This is a genomic window from Paenibacillus sp. GCM10027630 (genome assembly GCF_042676305.1).
In the GTDB taxonomy this organism is placed as follows: domain Bacteria; phylum Bacillota; class Bacilli; order Paenibacillales; family NBRC-103111; genus Paenibacillus_S.
In genome coordinates, this window is sequence record NZ_JBHTGY010000015.1 from 1 (window position 1) to 13144 (window position 13144).

Annotated in this window: 10 protein-coding genes; 1 reads left to right on the forward strand and 9 read right to left on the reverse strand. The window is 45.8% G+C overall.

Annotated features, from left to right (window positions below):
• Nucleotides 1-439 precede the first annotated feature (439 nt).
• The 6 genes from ACFQ0C_RS07680 to ACFQ0C_RS07705 form a co-directional block, all read right to left on the reverse strand.
• Nucleotides 440-1306, reverse strand: a complete 867-nt coding sequence (locus ACFQ0C_RS07680) for an inositol monophosphatase family protein (RefSeq protein WP_379365541.1) — start codon at nt 1304-1306, stop codon at nt 440-442.
• Between the two features lie 224 nt (nt 1307-1530).
• Complete coding sequence (fabI, locus tag ACFQ0C_RS07685) at nt 1531-2301, reverse strand: enoyl-ACP reductase FabI (protein ID WP_171651708.1); 771 nt, start codon at nt 2299-2301, stop codon at nt 1531-1533.
• Between the two features lie 98 nt (nt 2302-2399).
• Nucleotides 2400-3395 (reverse strand): UV DNA damage repair endonuclease UvsE, encoded by a 996-nt coding sequence (gene uvsE, locus ACFQ0C_RS07690; RefSeq protein ID WP_379365544.1) that lies wholly within the window; start codon nt 3393-3395, stop codon nt 2400-2402.
• Between the two features lie 155 nt (nt 3396-3550).
• Nucleotides 3551-3868 (reverse strand): hypothetical protein, encoded by a 318-nt coding sequence (locus tag ACFQ0C_RS07695; protein WP_379365546.1) that lies wholly within the window; start codon nt 3866-3868, stop codon nt 3551-3553.
• A gap of 151 nt (nt 3869-4019) precedes the next feature.
• A complete protein-coding gene (locus ACFQ0C_RS07700; protein WP_379365548.1) occupies nt 4020-5141 on the reverse strand; it encodes a D-alanine--D-alanine ligase in 1122 nt (373 codons plus the stop codon).
• Nucleotides 5142-5380: 239 nt separating this feature from the next.
• The gene (locus ACFQ0C_RS07705; RefSeq protein WP_379365550.1) at nt 5381-6406 is read right to left on the reverse strand and encodes an amidase domain-containing protein; all 1026 of its coding nucleotides are present in this window, start codon (nt 6404-6406) and stop codon (nt 5381-5383) included.
• A 321-nt stretch (nt 6407-6727) separates the two neighbouring features.
• On the opposite strand from ACFQ0C_RS07705, the gene acnA reads away from it, so the two are divergent.
• On the forward strand, nt 6728-9433 hold the full coding sequence (gene acnA / locus ACFQ0C_RS07710; RefSeq protein WP_379365552.1) for an aconitate hydratase AcnA: 2706 nt from the start codon (nt 6728-6730) through the stop codon (nt 9431-9433).
• Nucleotides 9434-9492: 59 nt separating this feature from the next.
• On the opposite strand, the gene ACFQ0C_RS07715 is transcribed toward acnA, so the two are convergent.
• The 3 genes from ACFQ0C_RS07715 to ACFQ0C_RS07725 all read right to left on the reverse strand — a co-directional run bounded on the left by ACFQ0C_RS07715 (nt 9493) and on the right by ACFQ0C_RS07725 (nt 12823).
• Nucleotides 9493-9759, reverse strand: a complete 267-nt coding sequence (locus ACFQ0C_RS07715; protein WP_379365554.1) for a Spo0E family sporulation regulatory protein-aspartic acid phosphatase — start codon at nt 9757-9759, stop codon at nt 9493-9495.
• A gap of 29 nt (nt 9760-9788) precedes the next feature.
• Complete coding sequence (locus tag ACFQ0C_RS07720) at nt 9789-11465, reverse strand: hypothetical protein (protein ID WP_379365556.1); 1677 nt, start codon at nt 11463-11465, stop codon at nt 9789-9791.
• Between the two features lie 614 nt (nt 11466-12079).
• Nucleotides 12080-12823, reverse strand: coding sequence for an IclR family transcriptional regulator (locus ACFQ0C_RS07725; protein WP_379365558.1), 744 nt, complete (start codon nt 12821-12823; stop codon nt 12080-12082).
• Nucleotides 12824-13144: the final 321 nt, after the last annotated feature.

Below are 13144 nucleotides of genomic sequence, written 5' to 3' on the forward strand. Positions count from 1 at the left end.
AAGACCGTTTAACGCAAGCTTGTCTTAAGCTCAAAAGTAATGCTAGCGAGAATTTACATTCTCTATTTTAACACTCACTCGTTGTTCAGTTTTCAAAGGGCAATCGTTGACAAAGCCACGTCATTGCTGACTTTCCTCTTTGTCGTCTTGTGCCAACTTGTTTAGCGGCGACTTTTATAATATAACACATTCGCCCACCACATTGCAAGCATTATTTTCGAAAGTTAAAATCTTCTTTTCTTTCAATCCCGAACCTCTTTTGGCCGGAAGAACAATATAGCATGGATAAAATGAGATTGCAAGTTTTTTTCAACCTTATTTTTTCATCCGCTGCAGAACCTTTTATACTATACCCATTTTCTCAAAAAATAACAACCTCTACTTCAAAAAACCATAAGGTCCGAAGTAGAGGCTGTTGTATAACCTTACATATATCGTTTTACCCTTTAATCACAACGGCTGAAGCACTCGCAAGCTCGCTTTGGAATTCATCATGAATATGTCCATTAGAAGCTAAAATATTGCGAACACCTAAAGTATAGGGGTTTCCCTCAGTATCCGTAACCGTCCCCCCCGACTCTGCAACAAGCAATGCTCCGGCTGCTATGTCCCATGAGTTTAGACCAATTTCCCAAAATCCGCTTAAACGGCCAGATGCAACATAAGCCAAATGAAGCGCAGCTGATCCGGCTATACGAATATTTCGCACCTTGGGACACAAGGCGTTAAACCCCTGCAAATTAACTGGCAAGGCCCCGTCACGATCTGCCGGAAGGCCGGTAGCAATTAAACTTTCTATTAGCTTACTCTCGCCCGAGACGTTCATCGGCTTTCCTTTGACGTAAGCGCCTTTCCCCTTCTCAGCAACAAACAGCTCGTTCGACATCGGGTTGTAAACAACTCCAACAATGACCTCACCCTTGTAAGCCAAGGCGATAGACACGCTGAAGAACGGAAAACCATGCACAAAATTGGTCGTGCCGTCCAAAGGATCTACGATCCACAAATATTCCGCTTCCTTCAAGGCCTCCAGCGCTTTACTGGATGCCGCCGGACCCGGCTCGACCCCTTCTTCCCCAAGGATCGCGTGATGCGGGAAATGGGTTTGAATTAAATTGCGGATCATCTTCTCCGCACCTTTATCTATTTCGGTTACAAGATCCTGCGAGGAATATTTAGTATGTAAGCTGTTGAAATCCCCCAATTTACTTTGGATCCATTCCCCCGCTTTTGATGCCGTATTTATAGCTACCGCCGTGAAGCTCTTGCTTCCGACAGTAAAGGATGGATTTCTTTCATTAGACATTTCAATCAGCCCTTTTTCCTTCAAAGATTATAAATCACAATTTAATCTAAGTATATTGAATATACGTTTTAAAAGCTACAGCGTTTCACCCAAAAATAATTAGGGGTTAACACAAAAGAGCTCCCAAAGATCAAGAATCTCTGAAACGTACTCGAGTATCACAAAAAAATAACATCCACCCCTTCAAGAAGGATGAATGTCATTTAAACCTTTAACCTTTAACATTAAACACCTACAATATGATATCCGTTATCCACGTAAATAACTTCGCCAGTGATGCCTCTGGACAAGTGACTCATAAGGAACATCGCTGTGTCACCAACCTCAGCTACTTCCGTTGTGCGACGTAGAGGAGCTTTTTCTTCAACGGAACGTAAAATGGAGTTGAAATCTTTGATTCCCTTGGCTGCCAAGGTACGAATCGGACCTGCTGAGATTGCATTGACGCGAACATTAAACTGACCAAGATCATTAGCCAAATAACGCACGCTTGCTTCCAATGCAGCCTTCGCAACACCCATCACGTTGTAATTTTTCATTGCACGTTCTGCACCAAGGTAAGTCATAGTCATGATGCTGCCGCCTTCTGTCATTAGCGGATACATTCTTTGCGCCACTGCAACAAGTGAGTATGCACTGATATCTTGGGCTAAAGCAAAGCCTCCACGGGAAGTGTCTACGAATAAGCCTTCCAGCTCTTCCGTTTTTGCAAATGCAATGCTATGTACAAGACCGTGCAGCACACCGAAATGTTCTTTAACAGCCCCGGCCAATGTTTCAATCTCTTCATCAACCGTTACATTGCAAGGAAGTACAACCGAATTAGGAATAGTGTCAGCCAGCTTGCGAACCCGCTCCTCGACTCTTTCATTTTCAAATGTAAAGGCAAGGCGCGCACCTTGCGATGCTAAGGATTGTGCAATCGCCCATGCGATGCTGCGGTCGTTCGCTACACCCATTACAAGTATATTTTTACCGTTTAATAGTTGGCTCATGTAAAAATTCCCCTTCCAAAATAAAATGAGGCTTTAGCCTTCACCCTTTCTCAAGGTACCCCATTTTACCGAATATTTCAAGCAAGAATATATGCAGCTCAAAGTTCAAAGGAAGCTTGCCCTAGAACGTTTACATCAGCCTCTTCTTCCACGTCTTTCATAAGCTGGATGAGCGCCTCATCCTTCTTTTTAGCTTCAATCATAATATCGAGCCTTGGAGTCACAGACGCAATAGACCGTAAAAATCGCATAAGAACGGGAGCATCGATAAAATCGGCATGGCTTCGTACATCCTTATCGTTCTTGGGGCTTGAAACGTGAATTTTGGGAGGCAAGGGATGATCCGAATCCTGTTCCTTTTGACCTTCCCAAGTACTCAATATTCTAGGCCATAAAACTTTTAGATCCTCTTCAAGCGTCTCTTCCTCCGAATGATTAACCTGATGATGATGAATATCAAGCACCATAGGAGCCTTCACAATCTCACAAACTGCCAGCGTCTCTAGTGCTGTGAAGGTTTTATCATCATTTTCCAAAGTCAGCCTTCTGCTAATTCTGCCCGGAAGATTTCTGAACCGTTCAACAAACCGTGCCTGGGCAGTCTCTTTGTTACCATAAGCCCCGCCTATATGAATGTTACATTTAGCTGACTCATCGAGCCCCATTGCCTCCAGCATTGTGACATGCCGATCCAAATCAAGCAATGAATTTCGCAGTACTTCCTCCCGAGGTGTGCTCAGCACGGTAAAATGATCAGGATGAAAGCTAATGCGCATATTGTGCAAACGGGCATATTGTCCCAATTCAGTAAAAGCATCTTGTAGAACCGGCATCGGGTCCCAACCCTCTAGCAGCTCATGGCCCAACAGAGGAATAAGCTTGGAGGAACAGCGGTATAGTTGAATGTCATAAACCCGATTATGCTTCAGCAGCCTGAGTGTATTATTAATGTTATCAACAGCCGTCCGCTCCAGCTTACGAATCGCGGCTTCACGGTTTTCAAGCTTGGCGAAGTTAGTTGCCGTCATAGTTTTAGACGGAGAAGCATTAGCTACAAGCATCGACATTGCGACATAACCAAGACGGACAATCATCCTATCCCTTCACACTCCGCTTCCAAAGTATATGAAAATAGGTTGTCCAATGGCGTCACTAGCTATCAAGGATAAACGGTCGTTCCATTCTCCAGAAAAAGAAAAACACCTTCCCTCTACAAAAAGTAAAGGAAAGGTGATATCGATTTGTGTTATCAACGCAAAAGGCCGAAAAACATTTCATGAGCTAATGCGGTCTGAACACGCGATTCTTCTTCCGTCAATCGGCGCATCAGCTCCATCTCCACCTGGGTTACTTCTTCTCCCTGGAAGTTGATTTCTGCAATAGAAGCAATGATTTTGACAATCGCGATCGCTTTGTTCTCCGGACTGTAGGCGATGACCATTTCTCCTGTCGGGTAAACCCGGAAGCCCTTTTTAACCATTTTGCCGCGCCCATATTCCAGCAGCTCGTATAGCTCTTGCTCGGATTTAAACTTGCACACGGAATTAAATTCGGTTTGAAATCCCATACGTAGTCTCCTTTCTTATGGCACTTTTGATCATATAATTTAAGCATACGTGATGCAGCAGAAGTTCGCAAGTAGTTGGAATTAACCCAAACTATGTATTCAATAAGTGCGAGGCGGATACAACTCTGCCGCTCTTTCACACGAGTCTCATTTAAACATCAAAAGAATATTGAAGCCGCTGTTTTTCTGCATGGCGCTTGACAGCTAGTGAAATTAAGTTATCCAACAGCTCGCGGTACGGCTTGCCGGTCTCTTTCCACAACAATGGATACATGCTAAAAGGCGTAAAGCCAGGCATTGTATTGATTTCATTAATAAAAATTTTGTTATCTTCCTTTCTAAGGAAGAAGTCTACACGCGACAAGCCGGAACCATCAACAGCCAGAAAAGCTTGAATAGCCATTTCCCGAATTTCATCCGACAGCTCCTGAGGAATCTCAGCGGGAATGATCATGGATGATTTACCATCGATATATTTGGCTTTATAGTCATAGAACTCATTAGAGGATACCACCTCGCCTACCACAGAGGCTTCCGGATCATCGTTGCCGAGCACTGCCACTTCCACTTCTCGCGCGTTGATATTCTCTTCAATAATAACTTTACGATCAAACTGGAAAGCTTCCTGAATAGCTCTAATCAGCTCTTCCCGGTTTAAAGCTTTACTGATGCCCACACTGGAACCCAGATTTGCCGGTTTAACAAAACAAGGATAGCCGATAGAAACCTCAACTTCCATTAGGAAGAAAGCTTGATCCTTTTCCCATTGGGTCCGGGTGAAGTGGCGGAACACGCATTGCGGCAAGCCTTCCTGAGCAAAAACCTTCTTCATCATCACTTTATCCATTCCTACAGAGGAAGCTAGTACACCAGCTCCTACATAAGCGATATTAGCCATTTCCAACAAACCTTGAATGGTCCCATCCTCGCCAAATGTCCCGTGCAATAATGGAAATACTACATCGATCTGAGACCCAGGTGTTGAGTCCACAAGCTTCGTATCCTCTGTCTGCTGTGTATTAAAAAAGGGCTGCAGCGCAAACTTCTCTGCCGTCTGCGGTTCATTCTCAAACTTCAGTGCAGCCACGCTTCCCACAGGTCCTTGAAGCTGCTTGCCCGAACGCCACTCCCCTTGCTTGGTAATGTAAAATGGGACCACTTCATATTTGCTCATGTCAAAAGCTTTAATCACAGCGAGTGCAGTTTGCAGCGATACCTCGTGCTCACCGGATTTTCCGCCGTATACTAAACCAACTCGAATTTTGTCGTTCATAAATAACCTCCGAAAATCTATGATAGGTAAGGGCATATAAGTACTGTATAAAAAGTGTGAAGCAAGAATAAACGACCCGTGAATGGAATGACGAATAAGTTTCATACAGGGTAGTAAAGCACAGTTTTAAACTTATACCTTCTATACAACTTATAAAATTCGCAATTCAGAAAGAAAATTGAGCAGGACAAGCATAATCCAAGCGGATTGGAAGAATACTTGCAAGCGTAAGCCTAGCATTATCTCAGCTCGGTTATATGCAGGAAACGGTATATCGTACGCTCTGTCCATGCAGGCGAATCTTTATAAGCCCAATAACGATGGCGACTGTTTATTGTATGAGCATTCATCAAAGGCATACCATTGGCATCCTTGGCTGTGACAATTGCACTGTGACTAAACCGTCCGCCGCCCTCCCAGTCGTAGCTGATAACATCACCCAGCTGAAGTCGATCGGCATGATCCACAATTTCAGCATGAAGTCCGGTTCGACTGTTTAACATATATCCTTGGAGGCTATGAGCAACTGCCCAGCTGAAGCTCCAATGCTCTTGTCCGTTATATTTGCCCTTGTACCACCAACCCAAGTCTCTTTTTCCAGTATAGTTCATTGGCGCCCCGCCTGCAAAGAGGCATTGGGAAACAAAGCTGCTGCAATCCACTTCAAATTCAATGTAAGAGGGATTCGCTTTATCCCACCAGGTTTCGGCGTATTCAACAGCTTGAGCCCGATTGTAGCTGAATCTTCTTCCGGAAGATTCCAAATAGGGGACAACGTCATAATTCAAATAGGGCAATGAGGGAAGGCGTATCCCGCGGTTCACGTACGGCTCACCCGCTTCCATCTCCGCCGAACTTCCGTGATTCGGTGTATTTATAGGAAACGAATTTTCCACACCAACGAGTTCGATACGCGTTATATGCCATTTCTCATCAAATTGCTCAAGCGTTATTCTCTCGGTTTCAACACGCTGCTCTTCAAGCTCGGTATTCCCTATAGCTCCAACCGAATTGCGTTTGAGACGAATATCGGCCGTAACTTGGTGCTGCTGAACAGATGATTGTACAATGGTTAGCCGGGTTTCATTTTTAACAGGGAAATAGCGCCGGTCTTGATCCGAATGTGCAGTTCGAGCCAACCGTTTGATTTGTTCTTGCAGAAATTGTGTATCCGTTACGAACGGAAGCAATGGTTCGACGGAATAATCCATGTCCATTTGATTTTTGTGGTGAACATAATCATAGAGTGTTGTTTTCCATGACATGCGGGCTACCTCCAATTGGTTGGTTTGCAGACAGGATAAAAGGTTTCGCCGTCCCTCAGCACGAGTCGTTCACCAAAGTTATGCGAAACAAAAGAAACGAAAGCTTAACCTTCAAATTAAATAACAGATACTCCTGTCCATACGGGGCTATCGATTATTCCAATATATGAGGGAATGTGGGCAAAAATGATTGAATATAACCTTTACGAAGCGTCTCGCACGATGTATACTTAGTGTATAGTAATTATGAAATCGCGTTTCACTGTATGAAACAACCAAGATTTCAGCTGATACTACATTTTTAAGGAGGAAACGAAAACCATGGCTAACAAAGATCAGTACTCCGTACGCAAATCACTGGATGTTAACGGTAAAAACTACCATTACTACAGTTTGCCCGGACTTGAGGCGCAAGGCCTCGGAAATATTAACGCATTGCCTTTTTCCATTAAAGTCCTTTTGGAGGCGGCTGTTCGTCAATTTGACGGCAGAGCGATTACTTCCGAGCATGTAAAACAAATTGCTAACTGGACAAAAGAACGCGAAGACAAGGAAATTCCTTTTATTCCTGCGCGTATCGTTTTGCAAGATTTCACAGGTGTTCCTGTAGTTGTTGATCTTGCTGCCATGAGAGATACTATGAAGCGTTCCGGCGGCGATCCAAAGCGTATCAATCCACTCGTACCCGTGGACCTTGTTATTGACCACTCTGTAATGGTTGATGCTTTCGGATCTCCAGACGCTTTAGATATAAACATGAATTATGAATTTGAGCGTAATGAAGAGCGTTACCGTTTCCTTCGTTGGGCACAAACAGCTTTTGATAATTTCCGCGCTGTCCCTCCTGCTACCGGTATCGTTCACCAAGTTAACTTGGAGTATCTGGCGTCTGTTGCAGCTACTAAAGTTGTCGACGGCGAAACTGTAGTATATCCGGATTCATTGGTAGGTACGGATTCTCATACAACTATGATCAACGGCCTTGGTATTGTGGGCTGGGGTGTTGGCGGTATTGAAGCCGAAGCCGGTATGTTGGGTCAACCGCTTTACTTTGTAACACCGGAAGTTATCGGCTTCAAGCTGACTGGCAACCTGCCTGAAGGTTCAACTGCAACCGACTTGGCACTAACTGTTACCCAAATGCTTCGCAAAAAAGGCGTTGTAGGTAAATTCGTTGAGTTCTTCGGCCCTGGCCTTAGCAACATTAGCTTGGCTGACCGCGCTACAGTAGCTAACATGGCACCGGAATACGGCGCAACTATCGGCTTCTTCCCGGTTGATGCTGAATCTTTGAATTACATGCGCAGCACAGGTCGTGAAGAGGATCAAATCGCGCTTGTTGAAGCTTACTATAAAGCACAAGGCATGTACCGTACTGATGCAACACCAGATCCAATATTCAGTGACGTGATCGAGCTTGACATGTCATCCGTTGTACCAAGCTTGGCTGGTCCTAAACGTCCGCAAGACCGTATCGAATTAACATCAATGAAGGAATCCTTCAACTCCATCATTCGCACACCGATTGAAAAAGGCGGCTACGGCTTAAGCGACGAGAAAATTTCAGAGACGGTTGAAGTGAAGCACGCTAATGGCGATGTTAGCCAAATGGGCACAGGCGCTGTTGTTATCGCAGCTATCACAAGCTGTACTAACACATCCAACCCAAGTGTTATGATCGGTGCAGGTTTGGTAGCTAAGAAAGCGGTAGCGCTTGGTCTGAAAAAACCTGCTTATGTAAAAAGCAGCTTAACTCCAGGATCTCTAGTTGTTACTAACTACCTGAAGAATGCTAACCTGTTGGAATCTCTTGAAGCTCTGGGCTTCCACGTAGCAGGATACGGCTGTGCAACCTGTATTGGTAACTCCGGTCCACTGCCAGAGGAAGTTGGAGAAGCTATCTCTAACAACGATATGACTGTTGCCGCTGTATTGTCCGGTAACCGTAACTTTGAAGGCCGCGTTCATGCCCAAGTAAAAGCAAACTACTTGGCTTCTCCACCGCTGGTTGTTGCTTATGCATTGGCAGGAACGGTTAACATCGATTTGGCTAACGATCCAATCGGTTATGATCAAGCGAACCAACCTGTTTATTTGAAAGACATTTGGCCGACAAACGCTGAGATTCAAGAAGCGATGTCATCGGCAATGAGCCCTGATATCTACCGTGATAAATATTCCAATGTGTTCCGTGCCAATGAGCGTTGGAATGCAATCAATGTACCGGAAGGCGAGCTGTACGAGTGGGATGAAAAATCCACCTATATCGCTAACCCTCCATTCTTCGAAAACTTGGGCGCGGGCATTGCCGATATGGCCGATATCCGCGGCGCAAGAGCTATGGCATTGCTTGGAGATTCCGTAACAACGGACCATATTTCCCCTGCTGGTAACATTAAAGCAGACAGCCCTGCCGGTAAATTCTTAATCGAGCATGGTGTAAAGAAAGAAGATTTCAACTCGTACGGTTCACGTCGTGGTCATCACGATGTAATGATGCGCGGAACTTTCGCTAACATCCGTATTCGTAACCAAGTGGCTCCAGGCACTGAAGGCGGCGTAACCACTTACCTGCCAACTGGGCAAGTTGAGTCCATCTATGATGCTTCCATGAAATATCAGGAGCAAGGTACGAACCTGGTTGTTATCGCAGGTAAAGAGTACGGTACAGGCAGCTCCCGTGACTGGGCAGCAAAAGGTACATTCCTGTTGGGAGTAAAAGCCGTAATCGCAGAAAGCTTCGAGCGTATTCACCGTTCCAACCTCGTGGGAATGGGCGTTCTGCCGCTTCAATTCTCCGAAGGCTCCAGCTGGAAAACACTAGGCATTACTGGAACAGAAACTTTCGACATCACTGGCTTGACCAACGATGTTCAACCAGGTCAAAAGGTTCCTGTCACAGTTACACGTGAAGACGGAAGCAGCTTCCAGTTCGAAGCTATCGTTCGTCTGGACAGCATGGTGGATGTGGACTACTACCGTAACGGTGGAATTCTGCAAACGGTATTGCGTCAAATTATGGCTTAATTTCAATTGAAAAAGCGCCCGAGAAAGGGCGCTCTTTCATTAATTCGAAGGCAACTGAGTTAATCAGTTGTCTTTTTTTGCGATCTATTAAACGCATTAATTAAATCATCCAGCTCCATTGAGTATCTAAGACTCCCAGGGTCTGTATGACCATGTGCTTCTGCATATTTATTTAATTGCCGGCGTTTCTCATAAATGGCCTCCTCAATGAGTATGGACTCATCTTCCTCTCGGGAATAGCGCGGCTTTCGTTGCGTACTAGACAACAAACCTGTGATCATAACACTCGTCATAGGAGAAACCTTTGCCTTTAGATTATTTATCATTTCATATACACTCCTTCTCATTATGTTGATCAATCGTTGAGAAGAAGCATATATCGCGGGGGTTCACCCGGTGGCGGCCTTGACCATTGATTTATACCCGATAACTGGGATCCTCCATAATCTTTGTTCGTTACTTTCGGAGGATTCTGAAGCATGTTAACCGGAAAAAGAAATACCGGGCTTCCAGCCAGTTCCCCGCTACCAGCGCCTATTAATGCACCGCTGCCAGCTGGACCATTTCCTTTTATAAAAGTAAACGGCAACACAAACCAGCGATTCGTGAAAGCTTTACGTACGGGTGTCGGCTCTGCAGTATTGGACTCGTTCCTATTAGCCTGTAGAAATTCGCGATCCGAGAGTCGTCCCACAGGGGAGACAAGCGGTATTTCCAGTTCAGGAATCGGAGCTAGCATTCCTTCCCTACCGGCTTCAGGACTATCGGAATGATTTGCCTGAGTCGCATGGGTTGAGTAGGTAGGTTCTACCTTAATGGCTGCTATAGGAACATTTTCGTGCAAGGTGGAAGGCGGACCAGCCCCAGGGCCAGGACCCCTCTTTATAAAAGTAAACAAATCCCTAGTTTCGCTCGCTTCCTGCCAGCTATCAGCTCTGTTCCCTCCATTTCTGTTCCCTCCATTATTGAGAGGAATCTCTGTCAGGTTAACGATAATACTATCCGGTGTATTCGGCACTTGGATAACTACAACGGACGGTGCTTCAACTTGAATGGGCGGAATCACGACCGCTGGAGGCTCGACCTGGATCGGAAGAACCCCGATTGGCGACAATGGCACTTCTGCTTCAACCACAGGCGTCTGTACCTTCACGATCGGCGTGTCCACTTTTATAACAGGCAGGCTGACCGTTGCCTGCGGTATCAGATCGGATGAAACGATCATCTCAACCGAAGGGACGTCCACCTTAACCAGAGGTGCATCTAGCGAAATCGCAGGTGCCTTTAGCTCCAGATTGGGAAGTAGACCACTCTCCAAGGTCTTCCTCTCTGTGGCAGGTATCATCGCTCCCACTGGCTGAATGCTCACAGGGGCGCTTTGCACCTGTACATCTATAAGCGGCGTGTTCACTTGAACGGATGGAGTTTCAAGCTTGATTTGCGACACTTGCCCTAGCCCAGTTAGCGGCACTTCCGCTGCCGCTTCAGGCGTCTTTACCTGGACGGCAGGCTGGTCCACTTTGATAGCAGGCAAATCCACCGATGCTTGCGTCGTGCGGTCTGTCGAAACCTTCACCTCCAGCGAAGGAAGCTCTATCTTTACCAGCGGTGTGTCCAGCGAAATTGAGGGTGACTTCACCTTCAGATCGGGTAGCCGACTATCATTCCCCGCAGACGGGGAAGAAGGCTGCTGCGCATCCTGTGCCGGTGGTGACGCCGGCGCTGACGGAGCTTGCGATGCCGTGGCCGGCGATGGTGACACCGGCGATGACGGAGCTTGCGATGCCGTGGCCGGCGATGGTGACACCGGCGATGCCGACGCTGGCGATGCCACAGGAGATGTCGGTGATGCATCTACAGCTTTGGATGGAGGAGTAGACACCTTCTCCACTATGTTTGTAATTGAATTTAAAAGCCCGGCCTTCACTTCGAGGGGATGTATGATCTCCAGGATAAGCACCAGGACAAATATGATTAGTATGTTCCGAAGCTTGATCATTCCTTTTGCTCCTGCTAATTTGTTCGCCAGCATGTAAGCTTCACCTCCTTCCCAATTATCTGAGGGGGATGATATATTATTAATTACTGCATAAGTTCAACATTGAATCACATGTTATCTTATTTACCTATTGCATGCGCCATAGCATCGGCAGACCGCTCTCATCAGCGCAGGCATTCGACAATATAACAGGAAAAGCTCAAGCTAATTTCTCCAATATATGCCTTGCGGGCTCATCTAGCTGGAAAAACTCAAGTTAATCTAGCTGAATATCCCGTATGAAGACTAAACGCGCCGAAATAACAGGACTAATTCCAGATAAAACCCATACAAGGCTCAAAATAACTTAAATAGATGGAGCATTTCCTGTTACTTAATACCAGATAGACAGATACAGATAGAAATACAAATACAGATCAAATACTAATAAGGTCCCAAACTTTATTTTCAGTTTATAGCTTGTTTCTACACCAATTACTTGATAGTAGACGAAATCCGCTAAAAACACTGTCGTATTTTAGTGCAGCAGAGAAAATGATAGAACTAGTCCCAAATACCTGCGCAATTTAAATAGAATTTTGCCTTCGCCTAGGCAAAAGCAAAAAAATAAAGCCGGCTTGCACCCCTTATCGGGATGAAAACCGGCTTTATTTCAACATCTTGCCCATGCGCCGCGCCGCTTCCATCAGCACTGGCGCATGTGCCTTCATCTTCTCCAACGTCAACCGGTTGGAGGGACCGCTCACAGCAAGCGCGGCTACCAGCCGATGCGAGCCGTTCAAGATCGGCACCGCCACGGCAGCGGCGCCAGGCTCACGCTCCTCGACGCTTGTCGCGTAGCCTAGCGTCTTCGCCTCAGCGAGTTGCTGCATAAAGGAGCTGCGCTCCAGCCCCTGCGGCCAAGCCGGGCCTTCCGTCAGCACCTCCTGCACCTCCTCCTCGGCGAAGGCTACAAGGATCTTGCTCGATGCGCCAACGTACAACGGCATCCTCGCCCCAATAGGCGCAACACGTCGGATAGCCTGGTTGCTCTGTACAGCTTGTACACGGACACGCTCCAAGCCGTCTCGCACGTATAAGCTAATCGTCTCATCAAGCTGATCGCGCAGCCCCTCCATGTCCGGCAGTAAAATCTGCGCAGGATCATCACTATGAGTCAAATTAGCCGATAGCTCCCAAATACGAAAGCCCAGCCGATATTTATCCGATGAAGGATCCCTCAGAACGAATCCTTTACCCTCCAACGAAGCAAGCAGCCTATGCACTGTACTCTTATGAAGCGATACCCTTGCCGAAATTTCAGTTAAGCTTATATCTGAAGAATCGGTAAAACAAAGTAAAATATCTAAAGCGCGTTCTACCGCGCGAACCGTCAGTTTACCATCTTCCATCGACATTTCCTCCAACAATCAGTTTCACTTGATGAAACTCAGTTACATATAGTATAACTCATGCCAATAACACCGTAAAGGAATATTATTTAAAACTATCCGGCCTCTTTTGATTCTTCAACAATTATTATGTTTGGGTAGAAAATAATGGCCCAGCTGCTCCATTTATCCTTTTCTGAAACACTCTCTGTTACAGTTAGATTACAGCCAGTTTACATTTTTCGCGGAGGATTGACGCACCTGCCGCCCACATCTTACTATAGAAATAAGAACATGATTTTTATCCTTAACTAAGTCCCTCATTTTATTCATTACCTACTA